The 22,016-nt window shown below is 70.7% G+C and carries 16 protein-coding genes; 7 read left to right on the forward strand and 9 right to left on the reverse strand.

Annotation, left to right across the window (positions count from 1 at the left end; genetic code table 11):
- Positions 1–51: 51 nt before the first annotated feature.
- Positions 52–849: an oxygen-dependent tRNA uridine(34) hydroxylase TrhO gene (gene trhO, locus AC6EUL_RS18915; RefSeq protein ID WP_499871965.1), complete on the forward strand. Its 798-nt coding sequence runs from the start codon at positions 52–54 to the stop codon at positions 847–849.
- A complete protein-coding gene (locus AC6EUL_RS18920; protein WP_056277927.1) occupies positions 846–1,055 on the forward strand; it encodes a SlyX family protein in 210 nt (69 codons plus the stop codon). Before trhO ends, AC6EUL_RS18920 begins: the two co-directional genes overlap by 4 nt.
- Before the next feature lie 168 nt (positions 1,056–1,223).
- Here AC6EUL_RS18920 and AC6EUL_RS18925 read toward each other — a convergent pair whose 3' ends face one another.
- Entirely contained in the window at positions 1,224–2,666 is a 1,443-nt protein-coding gene (locus tag AC6EUL_RS18925) for an NAD-dependent succinate-semialdehyde dehydrogenase (RefSeq protein WP_499871969.1), read from the reverse strand.
- Between the two features lie 85 nt (positions 2,667–2,751).
- Entirely contained in the window at positions 2,752–3,543 is a 792-nt protein-coding gene (locus AC6EUL_RS18930; protein ID WP_056216531.1) for a class II glutamine amidotransferase, read from the reverse strand.
- Between the two features lie 470 nt (positions 3,544–4,013).
- Between AC6EUL_RS18930 and AC6EUL_RS18935 the strand changes: the two genes are divergently transcribed.
- The gene (locus AC6EUL_RS18935) at positions 4,014–4,406 is read left to right on the forward strand and encodes a response regulator (RefSeq protein WP_056216533.1); all 393 of its coding nucleotides are present in this window, start codon (positions 4,014–4,016) and stop codon (positions 4,404–4,406) included.
- A 117-nt stretch (positions 4,407–4,523) separates the two neighbouring features.
- On the opposite strand, the gene rpsU is transcribed toward AC6EUL_RS18935, so the two are convergent.
- Positions 4,524–4,838, reverse strand: coding sequence for a 30S ribosomal protein S21 (gene rpsU, locus AC6EUL_RS18940; RefSeq protein WP_055957071.1), 315 nt, complete (start codon positions 4,836–4,838; stop codon positions 4,524–4,526).
- A gap of 555 nt (positions 4,839–5,393) precedes the next feature.
- Between rpsU and AC6EUL_RS18945 the strand changes: the two genes are divergently transcribed.
- Complete coding sequence (locus AC6EUL_RS18945; RefSeq protein ID WP_499872047.1) at positions 5,394–6,875, forward strand: methyl-accepting chemotaxis protein; 1,482 nt, start codon at positions 5,394–5,396, stop codon at positions 6,873–6,875.
- Positions 6,876–6,896: 21 nt separating this feature from the next.
- On the opposite strand, the gene AC6EUL_RS18950 is transcribed toward AC6EUL_RS18945, so the two are convergent.
- Positions 6,897–11,762 (reverse strand): NAD-glutamate dehydrogenase, encoded by a 4,866-nt coding sequence (locus AC6EUL_RS18950; protein ID WP_499871973.1) that lies wholly within the window; start codon positions 11,760–11,762, stop codon positions 6,897–6,899.
- Positions 11,763–12,894: 1,132 nt separating this feature from the next.
- On the opposite strand from AC6EUL_RS18950, the gene AC6EUL_RS18955 reads away from it, so the two are divergent.
- A complete protein-coding gene (locus AC6EUL_RS18955; protein WP_056380220.1) occupies positions 12,895–13,971 on the forward strand; it encodes a PAS domain-containing protein in 1,077 nt (358 codons plus the stop codon).
- A 51-nt stretch (positions 13,972–14,022) separates the two neighbouring features.
- Here AC6EUL_RS18955 and AC6EUL_RS18960 read toward each other — a convergent pair whose 3' ends face one another.
- The 5 genes from AC6EUL_RS18960 to AC6EUL_RS18980 all read right to left on the reverse strand — a co-directional run bounded on the left by AC6EUL_RS18960 (position 14,023) and on the right by AC6EUL_RS18980 (position 19,137).
- A complete protein-coding gene (locus tag AC6EUL_RS18960; protein ID WP_056216539.1) occupies positions 14,023–14,442 on the reverse strand; it encodes an FKBP-type peptidyl-prolyl cis-trans isomerase in 420 nt (139 codons plus the stop codon).
- Between the two features lie 89 nt (positions 14,443–14,531).
- Positions 14,532–15,683: a GNAT family N-acetyltransferase gene (locus AC6EUL_RS18965; protein WP_499871976.1), complete on the reverse strand. Its 1,152-nt coding sequence runs from the start codon at positions 15,681–15,683 to the stop codon at positions 14,532–14,534.
- The gene (locus tag AC6EUL_RS18970; RefSeq protein ID WP_499871978.1) at positions 15,680–16,990 is read right to left on the reverse strand and encodes a lipopolysaccharide biosynthesis protein; all 1,311 of its coding nucleotides are present in this window, start codon (positions 16,988–16,990) and stop codon (positions 15,680–15,682) included. The genes AC6EUL_RS18965 and AC6EUL_RS18970 overlap by 4 nt, the downstream gene beginning before the upstream one ends.
- 129 nt (positions 16,991–17,119) lie before the next feature.
- Positions 17,120–18,079 (reverse strand): SGNH/GDSL hydrolase family protein, encoded by a 960-nt coding sequence (locus AC6EUL_RS18975; protein ID WP_499871980.1) that lies wholly within the window; start codon positions 18,077–18,079, stop codon positions 17,120–17,122.
- Positions 18,043–19,137 (reverse strand): OpgC family protein, encoded by a 1,095-nt coding sequence (locus tag AC6EUL_RS18980; RefSeq protein ID WP_499871982.1) that lies wholly within the window; start codon positions 19,135–19,137, stop codon positions 18,043–18,045. The genes AC6EUL_RS18975 and AC6EUL_RS18980 overlap by 37 nt, the downstream gene beginning before the upstream one ends.
- Positions 19,138–19,408: 271 nt before the next feature.
- On the opposite strand from AC6EUL_RS18980, the gene AC6EUL_RS18985 reads away from it, so the two are divergent.
- Together AC6EUL_RS18985 and AC6EUL_RS18990 are read left to right on the forward strand one after the other, a co-directional pair.
- A complete protein-coding gene (locus AC6EUL_RS18985; RefSeq protein ID WP_499871984.1) occupies positions 19,409–20,956 on the forward strand; it encodes an ATPase domain-containing protein in 1,548 nt (515 codons plus the stop codon).
- Entirely contained in the window at positions 20,943–21,983 is a 1,041-nt protein-coding gene (locus AC6EUL_RS18990; RefSeq protein ID WP_056277910.1) for a sensor histidine kinase, read from the forward strand. The genes AC6EUL_RS18985 and AC6EUL_RS18990 overlap by 14 nt, the downstream gene beginning before the upstream one ends.
- Positions 21,984–22,016: the final 33 nt, after the last annotated feature.

Here is a 22,016-nt window from a genome sequence, read left to right on the forward strand (position 1 = left end):
CCCCCTCCCCTGAACCCCGAATCCAGTCCCTTGCCCCGCCGATCACCCCCGATGCCGCTGACCGTCGCCGCCCTCTACCAGTTCGTCGCCCTGCCGGACGTCGCCACCCTGCAGGCGCCGCTCCAGGCCCTGTGCACGGAACTCGGGATCACCGGCACCCTGCTGCTGGCGCCGGAGGGCCTGAACGGCACGGTGGCGGGCCCGGACGCGGCCATCGACGCCTTCCTCGCCGCGCTGCGCGAAGGCCCGCTCTTCGGCGGCCGCCTCGCCGGCCTCGACGTCAAGCGCTCGCAGGCCGAAGCGCCGCCGTTCCGGCAGCTCAAGGTCCGGCTGAAGCGCGAGATCGTCACCTTCGACGACGGCGCCACCGACGCGGCCACGGGCGCCGGCACCCCCGTGGCGCCGGAGGCCTGGAACGCCCTTCTCGACACGCCCGGCCTGCTCCTGATCGACACCCGCAACGCCTTCGAGGTGGCGCTGGGCAGCTTCCCCGGCGCGGTCGATCCGGGCATCACCCGGTTCAGCGCCTTCCGCGCCTATGTCGACGGCCTCGATCCATCGGCGCATCCCCGCGTGGCGATGTTCTGCACCGGCGGCATCCGCTGCGAGAAGGCCGGGGCCTACATGCGCGCGAAGGGCTTTCCCGACGTGCGCCACCTCGAAGGCGGCATCCTGCGCTACCTGGAGACGGTGCCGGAGGCCGAGAACCGCTGGACGGGCGACTGCTTCGTGTTCGACGGCCGGATCGCCCTCGGCCCCGCCCTGGTGGAGCGGCCCGACCACGCGCCCGAGACGTTGATGTCCGAGCCCCGGATGTCCGAGCCCCTGATCTCCGAGACGCCGCGATGACCGATCTCTCCGCCCGCATCGACGCCCTGGAGATGCGCCTCACCGAGCAGGACGTGGTGATCGACGACCTCAACGCCACGATCACGGCCCAGTGGCGCCAGATCGACGCCCTCACCCGGCAGATGGCCAAGCTCGTGGAAGAGGTGGAGCAGGCCTCCCACCGCCCGGCCTCCGGCGCCCCGGAGCCGCCGCCACCGCATTATTGACGGGACGGTCGCCGCGGGATCCCTCTCCCCCCTGCGGGAGAGGGTGGCCCGCGAAGCGGGTCGGGAGAGGGGAGCGCTGTTTCCGGAGAGGTCGACCCCTCTCCCGCCTGCTCCGCAGGCACCCTCCCCCGCAGAGGGGGGAGGGATGATCCGAGATACGCGACGGCCCTACACCCCTACGCTCGCCTGGCTGACGAACTTCGTGGTCAGGTAGGCCTCCAGGGCCTCCGAGCCGCCCTCGCTGCCGTAGCCGGAATCCTTGACGCCGCCGAAGGGCGTCTCGGGGAAGGCGAGGCCGTGGTGGTTGATGCCCACCATGCCGCTCTGGACCCGCGCCGCGACCTCGACGGCGCGGGAGGCCGAGCGGGTATAGGCGTAGGCGGCCAGGCCGTAGGGGAGCCGGTTGGCCTCGGCATAGGCATCCGCGTCGTCGGAGAAGCGCTGGATCAGCGCCACCGGGCCGAAGGGCTCCTCGTTCATGATGCGGGCGGTGGCCGGCACGTCGCAGAGCACCGTCGGCGCGAAGAAGTTGCCGCGGTTGCCGATGCGCTGGCCGCCGGTGCGCAGCTCGGCGCCCTGCGCCACCGCGTCGGCGCAGAGGCTCTCCATCGCCTCCAGGCGCCGGGCGTGGATGAGCGGACCCATGGTGGTCTCGGGGTCGAGCCCGTCGCCGACCTTGCGCCCCTCGGCGAAGGCCACGAAGCCATCGCGGAACCGGTCGTAGACGGACTCGTGCACCAGCATCCGGGTCGGGGCGACGCAGACCTGGCCGGCATTGCGGAACTTGTTGGCTCCGAGCACCGCCACGGCGGTCTCGACGTCGGCATCCCCGAACACGATCGCGGGCGCGTGGCCGCCGAGTTCCATCGTCGCCCGCTTCATGTGCCGGCCCGCCAGCGCGGCGAGCTCCTTGCCCACCGGGGTCGAGCCCGTGAACGACATCTTGGCGATGACGGGGTGCGGGATGAGGTAGCCGGAGATCGCGGCCGGATCGCCGTAGACCAGGGAGAGCACGTCGCCCGGGACGCCGGCGTCGAGGAAGGCCCGGATCATCGCCGCGCAGCTCGCCGGGGTGTCCTCGGGTCCCTTCAGGATCACCGAGCAGCCGGCGCAGAGGGCGGCCGCCACCTTGCGCACCGCCTGGTTGATGGGGAAGTTCCAGGGCGTGAACGCCGCCACCGGGCCGACCGGCTCGCGCAGAACCATCTGCACGACGCCGTCGGCGCGGGCCGGGATGATCCGGCCGTAGGCGCGGCGGCCCTCTTCCGCGAACCAGTCGGTGACGTCGGCCCCCGCCAGGATCTCCACCCGCGCCTCGGCCAGGGGCTTGCCCTGCTCCAGGGTCATGAGGCGGGCGATGTCCTCCACACGCGTCCGCAGGAGGTCGGCGGCCCGGCGCAGCACCTTGGCGCGCTCGTAGGCCGAGACCTTCCGCCAGGCGGCGAAGCCCCGTTCGGCCGCCGCCAGCGCACAATCGAGATCGGCCCGCGTCGCCACCGCCAGGGTGCCGAGGGTTTCGCCGGTGGCCGGGTTCAGCACCGGCAGGGTCTCCGCGCCGGCCCCGTCGGTCCAGGCCCCGGCGATGTGCAGCGTCACGTTCGGATACGTCATCGGCGTCTCCCGCATGGCAATCGAGCGGGGTTGTCCGCCCTTCGCACGCAAGCCGCAACCCTTATCCGGGAGGGCTGGGGCGTCGTCAGGCGGCGATGCGCGCGGCCACGGCCTCGGGGCCGGTGACGATCACCGGGCCGCCGCGGCGGGCCTGGAGCGTGCCGCCCTTGGGGACGACCTTCCAGCCGTCGCGGCAGCCGTCGATCGGCTCGGAGACGACGACGAGGCCGGTCTCGGTCTGGCGGTAGTACAGGCTGGGCGGGCTGCTGTCGCAGGCCCAGCGGAAGGCCGTGAGGGTGTCGCCGTCGGTGACGACGGCGGTGAAGCGCAGGGGCTCGGTCGCCTCGGCCGCCCGCATCAGCTCGCGCACCGTGGCCAGGGTCTTGTGCATGGCGCCGATCGGGTCCTCGGCGAGGCCGTTGCCCAGGGCCAGCAGGAAGATCGCCTCGGAATCGGTGGTGCCGCGCCGGTCGTCGTAGAGCGCGTCGGGGATCAGCGCCTCGATGCGGCGCTTGATGCGGTGATAGCCGCCGATCTGGCCGTTGTGCATGAAGAGGTGGCGGCCATGGGTGAAGGGGTGGCAGTTCGCCCGGGTGGTGGCGGTGCCCGTGGAGGCCCGCACGTGGGCGAAGAACATCCGCGCCCGCACCTGCTGGCAGAGGTTGACCAGGTTCTCGTCCGACCAGGCCGGGCAGACGTCGCGGTACAGGCCCGGATCGACCCGCTCGCCGTACCAGCCGATGCCGAAGCCGTCGCCGTTGGTTTCCGTCTTCGCCTCGGCCGCGTGGAGCGACTGGTGGACCAGCGAGTGCGTCGGTGCGCAGACGAGGTCGGTCAGGAAGACCGGCTCACCGGAATAGGCGAGAAAGCGGCACATGACGGACGAACACCCCCTGATCTCGACGATTCGACCGACCCGGTCGCCGCCCTCGGGCAGCGTCCGCCTTATACAACCTGTGCGATCCGCACGACCATGATATTCACGCTAACGTGGTAAACGAATGGTTAACGCGCGCCACCGGCCCGGCCTCCTGCAGAACCCGTGATGCAAGAGGCGCACCGTCGGGCCCGGGCCCTGCCCGGTCGATGGCGGCCCGCAGCCCATTCACCATGCGAGCCCGGCGGGAATGCGGCGGCGAACGCGATCATCGATGCGGGAACCGCATGGCCGGAACATGGATTCGGACTCTTGCCCCCCGCACCGTGGCGGCGCAGCATCACCCGACGAGAATCAGTCATTCGATTGGACAAGGCTGGGACGCGGACGGCGGCTCCGTGCCGCCCGCGTACCGCGTCCCGCCCTGCATTCCGCGCGTTCGCCACCCAAACGCCCGACGAGGAGACTTCATGGACCGCTCACACGCCCCCTGCCCGATCGCCCTCGTGGTCGAGGACGACGCCGATGTCCGCAACCTCGCGACGGCGGTCCTGGAGGAAAGCGACCTCGACGTCATCGCCTGCGACACGGCCGAGGCCGCGATCTCGGTGCTGGAGCGCGCCGGCGGCAACGTCGCCCTGCTCTTCGCCGACGTGCGGCTGGGCGCCGGCATGGACGGGATCGCCCTGGCCAGCGCCGTCGGGCGGCGCTGGCCGGATGTCCGCGTCGTCCTCACCTCCGGCGGCGATGCCCGCGGCGTCGAGGCCCTGCCGGCCCAGGCGGTCTACATGCCGAAGCCCTGGCGCGCCCTCGACGTGCTGGTCCAGGCCGAGCACGCGACGGTGGCGGCCCGGGCCGCCTGAGGGTCTCGCCCCAACGCGGAAAAGCCCGGCCGCAAAGCGACCGGGCTTTTCCGTATGTCCATGACAGGCGACGGCCGGTGCAATGCGCACCGCGGCCGTCGCGGGCCGTGTCGCGCCTCAGGCGTTGCCGGCGGGCGGCAGCACGGTCGGAGCGGTCGGCGCGAACGGCGAACCGCCCGGACGACGCGGCGCACCGGCGCCGAAACGGGGCTTCGGCTTCGGCGCGGCGATCAGGCCCTCGCGGATCGCGGTCTTGCGGGCCTGCTTGCGGGCGCGGCGCACGGCCTCGGCCTTCTCACGAGCCTTGCGGACGGAAGGCTTCTCGTAGGCCTTGCGCTGCTTCATCTCGCGGAAGATGCCCTCGCGCTGCATCTTCTTCTTCAGGACGCGGAGGGCTTGGTCGACGTTGTTGTCGCGAACGAGTACCTGCAACGGTTTCAATCCTCTGAAACGATGTTTGTTGGGCGGCGCCGACCCTGAGACCCGCCCGGAGCCCCGCGACGCGAACTGCAAAACGTCCCGGACCCGGGATCTCCCCCGGGCGGGACGTCCATCAGACGGCCTCGAATCGGCGCAGAAACTGCACTTGGGGCAGGCTCATACACCAACCGCCCGCGAGTTCCAACACGCCTCGCCGCGGCCGGGGCGCATTATCGCCGCGCCGGTGGGACAAACCGCGGGCGCTGTCGCCTCCGGGACGCAGGCAGCACCGGGGGCGCGTGCTCCAAGGATTCCGAAGTGGTCGCCGACGTCCGATGCGGCAACGACGGGCGCTCGACAAGATGAAGCGCGCGTTCCTGAGCTTTTGCCCGGACAAGGCGGGTCACGCGAAGCACGAATGGTTGCCCAATCGGTTGTGGGAACGCACGAATTTTCTGATCTTTAATTTTTGTGTCGGAGTTTCTGTGCGCAGCAGCGGACTCATCCGGCGCGATGACCGAGAACTGCGACCTGAGCCCTTCCGGGGTTCTGACTCTGGGGCGTACGATGCTGGGTCTGAAGACGAGGACGGCCGCCGAGACGGCCGCGAAACTGGCGGCCCTCGACAAGTCGCAGGGCATCATCGAGTTCAACCTCGATGGGACGGTGATCACCGCCAATGCGAACTTCCTCGCCGTCATCGGCTACGACCTGGCCGAGATCCGCGGGCAGCCGCACAGCCTCTTCGTCGCCCCCGCCGAGCGCGACAGCCCCGCCTACGCCGCCTTCTGGGCCAAGCTGCGCCGGGGCGAATACGAGGCCGCCCAGTACAAGCGCATCGCCAAGGGCGGGCGCGAGGTCTGGATCGAGGCCTCCTACAACCCGATCCTCGACGGGGCCGGCAAGCCCTACAAGGTGGTGAAGTTCGCCACCGACGTCACGCGGCAGAAGATGCAGGACGCCGACGTGCAGGGCCAGCTCGCCGCCCTGCACAAGGCCCAGGCGGTGATCTCCTTTTCCCTCGACGGCACCGTGCTCGACGCCAACGCGAACTTCCTCGCCGCCGTCGGCTACACCCTGCCGGAGATCGTCGGCCGGCATCACCGGATGTTCGTGGAACCCGCGGAGCGCGACGGCGCCGCCTATGCCGAGTTCTGGGACCGGCTGCGCGAGGGCACCTACCAGGCCGCCCAGTACAAGCGCGTCGCCAAGGGCGGGCGCGAGGTCTGGATCGAGGCCTCCTACAACCCGATCCTCGATGCCGGCGGACGTCCCTACAAGGTCGTCAAGTTCGCCACCGACATCACCGCGCAGGTGACGCTCCTCGAGAACCTGCGCCGGCTGATCGCCCAGAACTTCGGCGAGATCGACGGGGCGGTGCTCCTTTCCAACACGCAGACGCGGGACGCCGACGCCGCGGCCAGCACCACCGCCAGCAACGTCCAGACCATGGCGGCGGCCTCCGAGGAACTCGCCGCCTCCGTCGCCGAAATCTCGCAGAGCATGGCCCATTCGCGGATCGCCACCGAGGCGGCGCAGGGCCAGGTGGTGGCCGCCGCCGAGGCGACCCAGAAGCTCACCCAGGCCGCGGGCGCGATGAGCGGCATCGTCGGCCTGATCCAGACCATCGCCGGCCAGATCAACCTGCTGGCGCTCAACGCGACGATCGAGTCGGCCCGGGCCGGCGAGGCGGGCCGCGGCTTCGCGGTGGTGGCCCAGGAGGTGAAGAACCTCGCCAACCAGGCGGCGCGGGCCACCGAGCAGATCACCGGCGAGATCGACAACGTGCAGGCGGTCTCCCGGCAGGTGGGCGACTCGCTCCAGACCATCCAGGCCTCGGTGGCGCAGATGCGCGAATACGCCATCAGCACGGCGGCGGCGGTGGAGGAGCAGAGCGTCGTCACCCAGGACATGTCGGGCAACATGCAGCACGCCGCGAGCGCGGTCGCGGCGATCTCGCAGAACATCCAGGCGATCGGCCACTCGATCGGCCAGGTCTCCCGCGCGGTCGGGACCACGAAGGACGCGGCCCGCGTCCTCGCCCGCTAGGCCCGCGCCGACCTCCCGGGATCAGCCCTGGGGCGCAGCGCCCTTCGGACGCGCCAGATCGGCCAGCAGGCTCGCCGCCACCGTCGCCTTGGAGACCGTGAGCCCCGAGGCCGTCACGGCCGCCAGGGTGGCGCGGGCATGGTCGAGGGCGGCGCCGCGGCTCCGGCTCCAGGCCGCCACCGCCTCGGGGCCGGCGCCCACCGTGCCGACGACCTCGGCGGTGAGCTGGCGATGCGCGGTGGCGATGGTGGAGACGGCCCGCTCCAGGGCGATGCGGTCGTAGGTGTCGCCGGTGGCGACCTCCCGGGCCGCCGCCGCGAGGTCCGAGAGCCGGAGGGCCCGGTCCAGGGCGAAGTGGGTCGCGGCGATCTCGGGGATCGCGCCGCCGCCGGTCTCGGCGATCCGCACGATGTCGGGGGCCGAGGTCAGGGCGGGGAGCGCCGCGAGGCGCCGGGCCGGCGCCTCGGCCATGCCGAACCCGACGAGTTCGGCCTCGCGCGCGGCGCGCCGCCCGTTCACCGCCTCCCCCATCACCTCCGGCAGGGCCGCCTGCAGGGCGCTGATGCCCTCGCGGTAGCGGGCCACGAGGGGCGCGACGCTGCCCGAGAGGTCGAGGTTGCGCAGGAACCAGACGATCCGGCCCACGAGCAGGTCCTGCACCTCGGCGTAGAGGGCGATCTGTGCCTGACCGCCGATGGCGCCGGCCAGCCCGTCGATGGCGAGGTTCAGCTCCATCAGGCCATAGGCGTCGCGGGTGATGGCGTAGGCCTTGGCGATGGCGCTCGCATCGGCGCCGGTCTCCTCCACGAGGCGGGTGACGAGGGAGGGCCCGCCGCGGTTGACGATGATGTTGGAGAGGGCGGTGCTGATGATCTCCCGGCGCAGGCGGTGGCCGTTGACCGCGTCGGGGAAGTGCTGGCGGAGCGCCGCGGGGAAGTAGCGCTGCAGCTCCCGGTCGAAATAGGGGTCGTTCGGGGCCGGGCTCGCCAGGAGCGCGTCGTAGAGGGCGAGCTTGGCGTAGGCGAGGAGCACCGCATATTCGGGCCGGGTCAGCCCCTCCCCCTTGCGCATCCGCTCCGCGATGGCGGCATCGTCCGGCAGCAGCTCCACGCCGCGGTCGAGGCGCCCTTCCGCCTCGAGGGCCTGCATCGTCCGCATGGCGAAGCCCGTCTCGGGCAGGCCCCGGTGCTGGGCCAGCGAGAGCGCCAGGGTCTGGAGCTGGTTGTTGCGCAGCACCAGGGCGGCGACCTCGTCGGTCATCGCCACCAGGAGGGCGCTGCGGGCTTGCCCGTCGAGGCGGCCGTCGCGCTCCGGGGTCATCAGGGCGATCTTGATGTTCACCTCCACGTCGGAGGTGTTCACCCCGGCGGAGTTGTCGATGGCGTCGGTGTTGAGGCGCACCCCGTTGCGGGCCGCCTCGATGCGCCCGCGCTGGGTCGCCCCCAGATTGGCGCCCTCGCCGATGACCTTGGCCCGGACCATCGCCCCGGTGATGCGCACCGCGTCGTTGGCCCGGTCGCCGGCCTCCTCGTCGGATTCGGCGGTGGCGCGGATATAGGTGCCGATGCCGCCGAACCAGAGCAGGTCCACCGGCGCCTTCAGGATCGCCTGCATCAGCTCCGCCGGGGTCGCCGCGTCCTGCGCGAGCCCGAGCACCGCCCGGATCTCGGGGGAGACCGGGATGGTCTTCAGGCTGCGGGCATAGACGCCGCCGCCGGGCGAGATCAGGCCGGTGTCGTAGTCGCGCCAGGAGGAGCGCCCGAGATCGAACAGGCGCTTGCGCTCGGCGAAGCTCGCGGCGGCGTCGGGGTTCGGGTCGAGGAAGATGTCGCGGTGGTCGAAGGCCGCCACGAGGCGCAGAGAGCGCGACAGCAGCATGCCGTTGCCGAAGACGTCGCCCGACATGTCGCCCACGCCCGCCACCGTGATCGGGTCGCTCTGGGTGTCGATGTCCATCTCGAGGAAGTGGCGCTTCACCGCCTCCCAGGCGCCGCGGGCCGTGATGCCCATACCCTTGTGGTCGTAGCCCTGGCTGCCGCCCGAGGCGAAGGCGTCGCCGAGCCAGTGGCCGCGCTCCGCCGAGAGGGCGTTGGCGATGTCCGAGAAGGTGGCGGTGCCCTTGTCGGCGGCCACCACCAGGTAGGCGTCGTCGGGATCGTGCCGCACCGTGTCGGCCGGCGGCACGATGGCGTCGCCGACGATGTTGTCGGTGAGTTCGAGCAAGGTCCGGATGAAGATCCGGTAGCTCTCGGTGCCCTCGGCCATCCAGGCCTGCCGGTCCGAGGCCGGCGGCAGGCGCTTGGGGAAGAAGCCGCCCTTGGCGCCCACCGGCACGATCACGGCGTTCTTCACCTGCTGGGCCTTCACCAGGCCGAGGACCTCGGTGCGGAAATCCTCCGGCCGGTCGGACCAGCGCAGGCCGCCGCGGGCGACGTAGCCGAAGCGCAGGTGCACACCCTCGACGCGCGGCGCATAGACGAAGATCTCGAAGACCGGGCGCGGCAGCGGCATGCCGCCGACCTTGGCGCAGGCGAACTTGAAGGCGATGGCCTCGCGCCGCCCGCCGCCCGGGGCGACCTGGAAGAAGTTGGTCCGCAGGGCGGCCTCGATCAGGTTGACGAAGCGGCGCAGGATGCGGTCCTCGTCGAGGCTGGTCACGGCGGCGAGGTCCGTCTCGATCCCGGCGCGGATCGCGCCCTGGGCCGCCTCCCGGTCGCCGGCGGCGGCCGGGTCGAACCGGGCCCGGAACAGGGCGACCAGGGCGCGGGCCACGCCCGGATGGGCGCTGAGGGTGGCGGCGAGGTAGTCCTGGCCGTAGCGGATGCGGAGCTGGCGCAGGTAGCGGCCGAGGGCGCGCAGCAGGGCGACGTCGCGCCAGGGCAGCTCGGCCTCCAGCACGAGGCGGTTGTAGCCGTCGGATTCGGCCAGCCCCGTGCCCAGCGCCAGCAGGGCCTCCTCCAGCAGGGTCTCGAGGCGGCCGAGGTCGATGGCCGCCCCCGTGGCGCGCTCCAGCAGCATGTCGTGCAGCCAGACCCGACCGGCCTCGTCGGCGCCGGGGGGCAGGATGCGGTAGGTCCGCTCGTTGATGACCCGGAATCCGAGGTTCTCCAGCACCGGCACCCGCTCGGACAGGGAGAGCGAGGCGCCCCGCGAGAACACCTTGAGGCGGATCTGCGAGTCCGGGTCGGCGGCGCGCCGGCCGATATCGGCCGCCCGGGGCCGCGCGGGGCTGAGGCGCTCCACGGTCATGATGTCGGCGATGGCCACGCGCGGGGCGAAGCTCTCGCGATAGGCCGCGGAGAAGGCCTCGCCGTAGCGGGCCGCCAGGGCGCGGGCCTCGGGGCCGTCCAGGGTCTCGGAAAGGGCCACCCGCAATTCGTCGCCCCAGGTGCGCACCAGGGCGGCGATGCCGGCCTCCAGGGCGGCGGGGTCGCGCTCGGGCGCACCGGATTCGGGCAGGCCGATGATGAAGTGGGTGCGGGCGAGCGGCCCGTCGGGGAAGTACGGGTAGGCCGCCGAGACCCGGCCGCCATATTCGCCGGCGAGGTAGGCGCCGATCCGCGCCCGCACGGTGGAATCGTAGCGGTCCTTGGGCACGTAGACGAGGAGCGAGACGAAGCGGCCGAAGCGGTCGGGCCGCGAGAGCACCCGCAGGCGCGGCCGGTCGGCGAGATGGGCGATGGCGAGGCTGAAGCGGTAGAGCCGGTCGGCGTCGATCTGGAACAGGTCGTCGCGCGGGTAGGTCTCCAGCACGTCGAGGAGGCCGCGCCCCGCATGGCTCGTGGGATCGAGGCCCGCGCGCGTCGCCACCTGCGCCACGGTCTCGCGCAGGTAGGGGATCTCGCGCGTCGGCAGGGTGTAGGCGCTCGCGTTGAACAGGCCGACGATGCCGACCTCGCCGGTGAGGCTGCCGTCCGCGCCGAACAGCTTGCAGGCGATGTAGTCGAGATGGGCGGCCCGGTGGACCCGGGACTTGGCGCTGGCCTTGGTGATGATGAGGGCCTGCGGCCCCTCGAGGAAGGCGCGGATCTCGGGCGTCATGTCCACGAGGGCGCCGCCGCGCCGCAGCACCGCCACCCCCGGATCGCGCAGCAGGCCGAGGCCCGAGCCCTCCACCAGGGCATGCTCCGCCCCGGAGAGGCTGTGCTCGCGCAGGCCGAGCAGGGTGAAGTGCCCCGCGCCGAGCCAGGCGAGGAAGGCCCGCGCCTCCGCCACCTCGGCCGCCGACAGGGGCGGCGGGGCGTGGGCATAGGCCTCCGCGAGGCCGGCCAGGCGGGCGGTCATGGCGTCCTGGTCGTCGGTGGCCAGGGCGACGTCGTGGAACACGCGGGCCAGGCCCTCGACGAGGCGGGTGCGGGCCTCGCCGGCATCGAGCCGGTCGAGGTGGATGTGGATGAAACTCTCCCGCGCGAAGCCGGCCTGGGTGTCGGCGGTGGTCTCCCCCACCACCCGGACCAGGGCGCCCGCCCCGTCGCGTTCGACGCCGAGGATCGGGTGGGCGACGAGGTGGGGGGCCAGCCCCTGCTCCGTCAGCTCGGCCAGGGCGGAATCGAGCAGGAACGGACGGTTGTCGTTGACGACCTCGACGATGGTCAGGTCGCGGGTGCGGCCGTCGCGCAGGACGGCGCGGTCGCTGACGGACAGGTTGGCGGGTGCGCCCGGGTGCCGGGGCTCGGCCAGTCGCCCCCGGGCCGCCAGGGCGAGGTCGGCGAGATCCTGCGCCGTGTAGGGCGCGAGGTCCTCGGGCGGCACGCGCCCGAACAGGTCGGTGACGAAGCCGCCGGGGCCGCCCTGCGCCACGACCCGGTCGGCCGCGGCGCCGAGAAGGTCCGTGCGGGCCCCCCGGGCCTCGGGGCTGGACAGGGCGGCGTTCCGTTCCAGTGCCATGGTCATCGTGTCCTTGCGGGGGGCGTCGACGCGATCGATCCCGGGGGGGCCCGATCAGGGCCAGTTCGATCCGGGCCAGTTCGACCCGGGCAGGTCGTCGCGGCGATCGGGCGGGGATGGCCCGTCGGGCGGCAGGGGGCGGAGGGACGGTGGCTGGATCGCATCGCTGGGTCGCCGATCTCTTCGCTGGCCCGCGATTCGCTCGCGATGGCCGCCGCGCCCTCACTTGAGCATCGGGCTCCCCGTCTTTCCAGGGCCGGACGGCCGGATCGGGCGCGGGCCGCTACGACCGGCGGTCGATGTCAGGCATTGCGGGCACCGCGCGGCGCGGGTGCCGCCCCCGGGCGGCCGACGCAGCCCTGCCAAGAGCGAGGGCAGGCCGGCCGGCTCGATCCGAAATGGGGTACGGGAAGGCGTTCGGGAAGCCGCTCGTCAATGATCGACCGTATCCGTTCGCGCTATTTCCATCCTCTGCTCGTATCTCATCACGAAGACTTGAAGACAACTCAGGGTTTCATTGGGGGTTTTCAGTTTTGGATACGCGTCAATTTCAGGCACATCCATCGATCATCTGTCTGCGGAGGCCCGGAACCACTGTAAGCCAGCGGCCACCCGAGGAGAGAAGTCCTGCCCCCTTCAGCGGGCGTCCGCCCCACCGACCGGCGCAGCGTCCGTCTGCGGTGCCATCCGCCCGTGCGCCGAAGCCGCCGCAGGGTCTCCGACGCCGGTCGAGGGCAAACGCCGGACCTTGTGCCGGCGAGAACAAGTGCAGGACCCACGACCGTGCCGGCGCCGATCGGAGTCGGGTCCGGCGGCCATCAGATCCCCCGATCGCCGGGCGATCGAGACGCGTTTCCCGACCGCGCGGGACCTTTGGCCCGCTCGGGGCGCGTCGCCCCGAGGCGGCGCTCCGCCCCGGGATCGCCCCCCTGGACGCGGCAGCGCATCCTAGGATTGGAAGCATCTGAGAGCTATTGTGAATGAATTTTAATGTAGCGCCCAGGCTTTTAACTGGACTTGCAGCGATGGCGTTTCATAATCTGGCCCGGTTCGGGCAACGCGTGCCTGCCCTTACATCGTCATGAAAGATGATTCTTTGTTTTCCGCGGGTGTGATCCGTTCCGGAATTTCCGTGCCGAGGGAGGAGCCGCGCCAGCCCGTTCCCGCCTCGCTGGCCCAGATTCTCCGGCTGGTCGAGGAGCTGGCCCAGATTGGGCTCTGGTCCATCGACCTCCGCTCGGGCGTGCTCTCGCTGTCGGACGGCGTCGTGCGGCTCACCGGCCTGTCGCAGCAGACCACCCGGATGGAGGCGCTGCGCGCCCTGGTCCATCCCGAGGACAGCCCGATCTTCGACGAGGTCTCGGCCGCGCTGCGCACCGGGATCCCGGTCGATCGCGGCTTTCGGATCGTTCGGCCGGATCGGACCGTGCGCTGGGTCGAGTTCAGGGGGAACGTGGTGCTGGGGACGGATGCCCGTCCGGTGCGGGCCGACGGCCTGATCCTGGACGTCACCAGCCGGCACGAGACCACGCAATCGGTCCTGCGCAATCAGGCGCGCTACGAGGGCCTCGTCCAGGCGATCGCGGCCGTGGTCTGGCTGATGAGCCCGGACGGGGTCCGTCAACCATCCCCGAGCTGGTGCGCCCTGACGGGTCAGACCCCGGAGGAGTGGCATGCCGGCGGCTGGCTCTCGGCGATCCATCCCGAGGACCGGGAGCGCGCGGCCAGCGCCTGGGCGACGGCCTTCCGCCGGCACGAACCCTACGAAGCCAATTACCGCCTGCGCCGCGCCGACGGGCATTACCGCTGGGTCAGCAGCCGGGCCGTCCCGGTGCTCAACCCCGACCGCTCGGTCCGGGAATGGATCGGCCTCGTCATCGACATGACCAGCACGGCCAGCATGATGACCCAGCCCCCGGCCCTGGCGTTGGCCGACATGTCCGGGCCGCTGATCCGGAGCGCCCGGGCGATGCTGAACTGGTCGATCCCGGACCTCGCGGCGGCCGCGGAGGTCTCGGGCTCCAGCATCAAGCGATTCGAGGAGAGCGGGGGCGCCGTGCTGCGGCCGCGGACGCGCGCCGCCATCCGGAACGCGCTGGAGGCCGCCGGCATCACCTTCGTCGCGCGCCTGTCCGGCGAGGTCGGCCTGGTCTACCGGCCGGTCGCGCCCGAGGCGCACCCGGAGTCCCGACCCGACACCGCCGCCTGAGGCGGCGCGGGGCCGCCGGTCGCGCGACCTCGACGCGACCGGCGTGGTATACTAGCGGGCGCCGAGAAGCTCGACGTCGAAGATCAGGGTCGCGTTGGGCGGGATCACGCCGCCGGCGCCGCGCGGGCCGTAGCCCTGGTCGGGCGGGATGATCAGCGTGCGCTTGCCGCCGACCTTCATCGTGGCGACGCCCGTGTCCCAGCCGGCGATGACCTGCCCGGCGCCGAGGGTGAAGGTGAAGGGCGTGCCGCGATCCCGCGAGGAATCGAACTTCTTGCCCGGCTTGCCACCGTCGTCGAGCCAGCCCGTGTAGTGGACGCTGACCTTCTGGCCGGCCTTCGGCTCGGGGCCGGTGCCCACGACCTCGTCACGGTACTGGAGGCCCGAGGGGGTGGTGACGGTCTCGGCGGATGCGGATGCAGTCATGGCGAGGATCAAGGCTCCGGTGAGGGCATAGAGGGGACGGCGCATGGTAGGTCCTGTCTGGCATGCCGAGGCGGCGCAGTAGCACGGACTCGCCAGGACGTCACAATCCCCGCTCTGCGCCGAGCCCCGCGCCCTCAGCGCCGAAGCAGCCGCCGCGCCTCGCCCCGGGCCGTCTCCTCGAAGCGGGCGAGGCGGAGGCGCCGCTCCAGCCCGATCAGCCCGCGCGCCCTCTCCGGCACGGCGACGATCTCCGCGACGGTGTCGCGCTCGCGGTAGAGGCTCTCCAGGGCCGAACCGGCCAGGGTCGCGGAATCGAGGCGGTCGGCGAACCCCTCCGCATGCAGCGCCCGCACGATCTCGGCCTCCAGGACGAGGCCCGGCGCGAAGGCGCGGGCGGTCTCGTCATAGGCGGTCTTCAAGAGGTAGGCGGTCCCGCCCGCCACCAGGGCGAGGCTGACGGCCAGGGTCGTCCCATCCCGGCTCAGGGTGTCGGCCCGGATGCCCACGGGGCCTCCCTCGGCCCGGAACAGCGCGCGGGCGAAGGCGGCATGCGCCGGGCGGCAGGCCATGGCGGTGCCGGCGGCTCCCTTCCATCCGGCGGCCTCGACGTCGAGGAAACCCTCCACCGCCCGGGCGAGAGCCGGTCCCTGCGTCACGGTCTGAAGGCTCACCACACCGCCCTCGGCGAGGCGGCGCTGTCGGCGACGCAGATCCTTGAGCCGCGAGGGATGCGGATGCCCGTCGAGGAAGGCGGCGTGATCGGGGCGCCTGTCGAGGACCGGACGGGCGAACCGCGCCACCTCGCCGAGATCCCAGCCGGCCTCCGCCATCGCGGCCATCAGGTCGCGGCCCGGTGCCGCCTCGACCGAGAGCAGCGGCCAGCGCCACGCCCGTCCGCCGGAAGCGGCGGCAAGGCCCTCGACCAGGGCCGCCAGGATCGCGGACCTGTCCGGGCCCTCTGCCACCAGCGGCGCGGACGCGGTGATGAAGGGCGACGCGAACGGCAGCAGCACGGATCGTCCGAGTCCGCAGATATCGTAGGAGCGGCGAAACGGCAGAACCGCCTCCAGGCGCTCCAGCCCGTGCACGACGACGACGCCCATGTCCGGGGACGCCAGGCCGCTCGCCAGATGGGCCTGCATCACGTGCCGACCGAAGAAGGGATGCGCCCTCCCCGCCCGGACCGAAAGGTCGTCCCAAGCCGCCGCCTCCCGCCCGAGAGACGCGAGCGACGTGATCGCGTGGGTATAGGCCGGCGCAACCCGCCGGGCGTGAGCGGCACTCATCGACCCCGTCTCCCGAATAGACCGATCCGGACCGGCGTGACCAGGCCATGCACCGCATGGGCCGCCCAGGCCATGGCGGCGGCTCGGACCACGGTCGCGAGCGCCATCGCCAGGGCGGCGCCGATCACCCCGAACACCGGGACCAGTATGAGGCAGAGGCCGCCGGCCAGACCCAGGATGCCGACGGCGACGCCGGCGGCCAGGCGCTCTCCGCCGAGCATGTTGAGCAGGTCCTCACCCGGACCGAAGGCGCTGGCGGCGACACTCCCGGCAACGAGGACGGCGAGGATGGGCAGGCTGTCCCGGAATTCGGAGCCGAACAGGCCTAACAGGAGGGGCGCGGCCGCGAGGACGGCGAGCCCGATGAGCGTGGTGGCCGCGAGGGTGAGACGCGCCTGCAGGGCGATCAGATCGGCGAGCCGCCCCCGATCCCCGGCCGCATGGGCTGCGGTGAAGCGTTGCGCCGTGGCGGCGGTGGCGGCGAAATGGACGAAGACCACGAATTGCTGGATCCGCGTCGCGGCGAAGTACAGCCCCACCGTGGCCGGTGGGGCGAGCAGGCTCAGCACGACGACGTCGATGAAGCTCGAAGCGGACGTGGCGAGGTCGCTGCCCGCGATCGGCAGGCAGGCGCGGAACCAGCGCCGCCAGGCATAGCGGCGCGGTCCGGTGGGCAGGATCGCCTGAAGGCGCCGCAGCAGCAGGGCCGCCTGGATCGACACCGCGATCCCGGTCGCCACGAGGGTGCACAGGACGGCGACGCGCGCCTCCGCCGGGGCGCCGAATCCCACAGCCGCCAGCATGGCGGCCATGATCAGACCCTGCCGCAGCAGGTACGGGGGCGCGATGGCGAGCACGGCCCAGTTCTGACCGCGGGCCACGCCCTCGCAGTAATCCTGAAGCGCGAAGAGCGGCAGCACCAACGCCGCCACGAGGAGCGGGGCGGCATAGGGCCCCTCCAGCAGGGAGCCCTCGACCCAGACCAGGGCAAGCCCCCCGAGGGCGACGGCCATTGCGCTCGCCAGGGTCACGGTCGTGCCGCCGACAAGGTAGGCGCGGACGGCAGCCAGGTCACCCCGGGCCTGATCCGCCGGAATGAACCGGCAGGCGCCCTGCGACAGGCCGAGGGTGGCCGAATGACCGAGGATCGCGATCCAGACCCAGATCGCTGCGAAGATTCCGTACTCGGTGCCGCCCATCAGGCGCGCCATCAGCACCTGCCCGACATAGGCGAAGCCGGCGGCGCCGATGCGGATCGCGAAGACGTGGATCGCCGCCCCGGCGGCACCACAGCGCAGACGCGTCAACGCGCTCCACGCGCCGGCGGCTCCGATCCTATCCGTCGCTGTGCTCACCGAATGGCCCCCGCCCGATCGACACCGGTGTAGGGCCTACGCCATTGCGGCGCGGTTAAGCCGAGCGGTAAAGGCTTTGGTTCAGGGCCCGGCGGGCGCCGTCACGGGTAGCTTGGTCCCGGCGGATTCCTTCGGCGGCGCCAACGTCAGGGCGGGTCGCCCGGCGCTGCCCGTCGAGGCCGGATCCGGCTGGAGCAGCGACAGGGTGATCGCGCGGGTGACGTGCTCGGCCATGCAGCGCAGACCGAGATCGTTCAGTCGAAACTGACTGCCCAGGAGATGTCCCTCGCCCTTGTCGTTGCGGCGAGCGAGGTAGCGCATCGCTTCGTAGCGCTGCACCAGGGGCACGCCTTCCCGCAGGGCGACCTCCTGCACCTTGCGCACGAGGCTGGTGTAATAGTCGTCCGAGGCGAGACTCGCGGTGTAGACCGGGCTGACCAGTACGACGTCGATCTCATGCCCCTTGATCCATTGCACGGTCTCGTCGAGGGCCGTGCCGAAGGCATCAAGATCGACCCGGGCGAGGGCATCGTGGGAGCCGACCTGCCAGATGACGAGGTCGGGCTCCACTTCCGCAACCATGCTGCGCAGGCGCTCGCCTGCCCCCGACGCGATCTCGCCTTGCAAACCCCGGCTCTCCACGACCACGTCGACATCCGGTAGGGAGCGCTCCAGGGCGGTCTCCAGCTTGACCGGATACGTGGCGGAGGACCCGAGTCCCATCGTCGAGGCGCCGATGGCGAGCACGCGGACCGGGCGTTTTTCCTTGAGGGCCGCCTTCACCGCGCCGAGGCGGGCCAGGGTATAGAGCTTCGAGCCCGGCACCCGGCATTCTGGCGAGAGGGTCACGTCGACGGCCTCTGCATCCGGCCCCTGACCGGCGGCGACGCTCGGAGGCGACACCACGGTCGGCGGCGGACCTCCCACCTTCGCGGGCTCTTGATGGGGCGCCGGCTCCTGCGCCCGGGCGCTGCCTCCGCCGAGGGGGCAGAGGAGGGCCAGGCTCAAGGCGAGGAGACCCGCGGCTTTCGGGAGCGCCATTCGACGAACCATGCGGTGAAACCCAGTGCGAACAGGCCAGACCCTACGACGAAAACGTCAACAACGACACCGCCGCCAGCCCAGAACCGTATGAGTTGCGCGGCCAGGCTGAGCAGGGAGCCGACAGAGAAGACTGCCAGCGAATTTCGCCCCAGACTGGCGAGGAAGGCCGTGATCCATCCGAGTCGCGGGGCGAGGAATCCGTAGATCGTCTGGAAAGCGAGGAGCACGCCGAGGAAGTGGATCACCCGCGCCGGGGACAAGTAGGTCTTGTCAAAGGTGAAGACGAGGCGTGGATCGGGAACGAGGAGGGGATCCGGCCTGAGATCGAGCACCGACAGGACGATGCCGGTAAGAACGATGATCACTCCCACCGGGACGAGCCGACGCGACCAGCGCTTCAGCCAGGGGGAGGTCCGACTCCAGTCCTGCATGATGAAGCCGAGAACGAGGAGAAGCTGCCAGCACAGCGGATCGAAGAACCAATCGCCCTCCCCCGGCCAGGACGGCAGGTTCCACTCGAACACCAGGCTTGAGGCATAGAGCGCGAAGGACAAGAGGAGGGCAGCGCTCCGGCTCACGCGCCCGATCAGCACGAAGACGGGTGCGATGCCGAGGAGCGCGACGTAGAGCGGCAGGATGTTGAAGAAGCCCAGTTGGTGCGTCAACAGCACGAAGCCGACCATGGTTTGGATCGGATCGGCGAAGAAGCCTCCAGCATTGTGCCATTCGAGCAGCAACGGGTTATCGAGCACAAGGGCCGTGCCGGCAATCATGCCGAGGGCGAGGGCCATCGTGGTGATCTGAGCGCGGTAGACTTCGATGGTGCGCGACATCAGCCGCAGCACGGTCTTCAGCCGCGGCTCGGGGCTCCCATCACGATTGCGCGTGGCGATTCCGATCGACCAGCCGGCCAGGAAGACAAACAGCTCAGCCGCATCGGAGATGCTGTACTGCGAATAGGTGTAGCGCTCGAAAGTGTTGCCGGGAATGTGATTCACGAAGATCGTGACGAGGGCCAGACCCCGCCAGAAATCCACCGCGTTCGGTTCGCGCATCGGGGATCCGCACTCCGGTAGCTCGAAAGGACAGATGCGAGGCGGGCAGTATCTCGCGGCCGCGCGGCAAGGGCCGGCCCTGATACGGTGCCCTCGCGGTTCTGCAAAGGGCAACCTTCGGCGGCGATGACCGGAGGCCGAACTCGTCCTGCACGGAGGGCACGGCGGGCGCTCGGCGAGGCGCATACCCCGGCGGTGTGGCATAAATACCGGCGACGCCGAGGGGTCCCCCACCTATGGTGGATCCGATTTTCACGTTGCGGATTCATCCATGCAGACCCCCGTCGCCGGCGACGCCGCGCCGATCCCGACCGGCGTGCCAGGCCTCGACGAGATTCTCCACGGCGGCTATGCGGCCCAGCGGGCTCATCTCATCGAGGGGCGGCCGGGCAGTGGCAAGACCACCCTCGGACTGCAATTTCTCCTCGACGGTGTAAATCGGGGCGAGCGGGGCCTCTATATCACCCTTTCGGAGAGCCGGCGCGAACTCCTCTCGGTGGCCGAGCGCCATGACTGGTCCCTGGACGGCGTCGAGATCTACGAATTGGTGCCGCCGGAGCTCAGCCTGGATTCGGAGCAGCAGCAGACCCTCATCCACTCGTCCGACCTCGAACTCGGCGAAACGGTCCGGATGGCGCTGGCCGAGATCGAGCGCGTGAACCCGGTCCGGGTGGTGTTCGACAGCCTGTCGGAGATCCGCTTGCTGTCGCAGGGCTCCCTGCGCTACCGGCGGCAGGTGTTGGCGCTTAAGAGCTATTTCCTGCTCAACAACGCCACCGTGCTGATGCTCGACGATCTGAGCTCCGAGGATGACGACCTCAACCTGCACTCGATCAGCCACGCGGTCCTGCGCCTGGAACAAGTGACGCCGACCTACGGCGCTGCGCGCCGCCGGCTCCACATCATCAAGATGCGCGGCACCCCCTACGAGAGTGGCTACCACGACTTCGTGCTGAAGCGGGGTGGGGTTCGGATCTTCCCTCGCCTTGTGGCCGCCGATCACCATGCCGAGTTCGAGCCTGGGACGGTCGCCTGCGGGGTTCCTGAGCTGGACGCGGTCCTCGGCGGCGGCCTGGACCGGGGTACCACGAACCTCATCATCGGCCCTTCGGGCGCCGGCAAGTCGACCCTGGCGCTCGGTTACCTGATGGCCGCCCTCGATCGCGGCGAACATGGGCTGATCATCAGCTTCGACGAGACCTCCGGCATCCTCCAGCGGCGGGCTACGGGAATCGGCTTCGCGATCGGCCCCCACATCCAATCCGGACGCCTGCGGATCGAACAGATGGACCCGGCCGATATCTCGGCGGGCGATTTCGCCGGGCGGATCCGCGATGCGGTCGAGACCGATGGGGCGCGCGTCGTAGTGATCGACAGCCTCACGGGCTACATGAGCGCCATGAGCGGGCAGCCGCACCTAGTGCTGCAGATGCACGAGATGACGACCTACCTGAACCAGCAGGGCGTGGTGACGATCCTAGTGCTGGCCCAGCACGGGATGGTGGGACGGATGGAGGCGCCGGTCGATCTCACTTATGTCAGCGACACGGTGGTGATGCTCCGCTTCTTTGAGGCGGGCGGCCACGTACGCCGCGCCCTCTCAGTGCTGAAGAAGCGCACCGGCCCGCACGAGAATAGCATCCGAGAGTTCAGAATCGATTCGCAGGGGCTCCGGGTGGGGGCCGTGCTCAAGGATTTCCGCGGCGTGCTCACCGGCGTGCCAACCTTCGAGGGGAAGCACGCCGATCTTCTTGATGACCGGCCCGTTGCGTCGGCAAAGATCACCGACAGTCAAACCGGCTCCCATGGCGCAGCCTGATCCCATCGCGCTGATCCTGGCGCCGAGCGGACGGGACGCGCGCATCGCTGCAGCGATTCTGGCTGAGGTCGGCATCGATTCACGGATCAAGGCGAACTTGGCGGACCTTGTGGCAGACCTCGATGTCGCGGCCTGCGCGGTGATCACCGAAGAGGCGCTCCTGCGCTCAGACCGACGGGCGATCGCCGAATGGTCGGAGCGCCAGCCCCCCTGGTCCGACTTTCCCTTTATCCTGCTCAGTCATCGCGGCGCCTCACCCGACGAACGCTTGAACGGCCTGCTCGGCAATGTGACCTTGCTGGAGCGGCCGTTCCATCCGGCGGTACTCGCCAACGCAGTGCGTTCGGCCCTGCGCGCCCGGCGCCGGCAGTGGGAGGTAGCGGCCCATCTGGACGAGCGCCAGAAGACTCATGAGCGCCAAGCCCTGCTGATTCGAGAGCTTCATCATCGTGTGAAGAACACCCTCGCCACGGTACAGGGCCTGCTCGGCGCGACCGCGCGGTCCACCCACGATGTCGAGACGTTCTACCAATCGTTCTCCAACCGGATCGTCTCCCTGGGCAAGACCCACACACTCCTCACGGAGGATTATTGGCAGACGGCCCCACTGCACGAGCTGCTTGAGAACGAGCTGAGCCCCTACAATGACGCCAAGAGCCAGCGCATCCGCCTCCAGGGACCGATGATCGAGTTGGCGGCCGACCTCGCCGTCCCGACCGGGATGGCGTTCCATGAACTGACCACGAACGCGGCCAAGCACGGAGCCCTCTCCGAACCGGGTGGCCGGATCTTTGTCAGATGGGATGTCGTAGCGGGTGAGGCCGGACGGCGCCTGACCCTCGACTGGACGGAGTCAGGAGGGCCGGTGGTGACACCACCGCAGCGCAAGGGCTTCGGCTCGACTCTGCTTCAGCGGGTTCTGGCACAGCAGTGCAACGCCGCCGTAACCATCGACTATGCAGAGAGCGGACTGCGCTTCCACATGGAAGCGCCGCTGCCGGAGGAACGGCTGGTCCCGAGCTACTGAGGAACCGCCGTCCGCGGGACCGCCGTCCCGACG

Source organism: Methylobacterium sp. 001424705, from assembly GCF_059816145.1.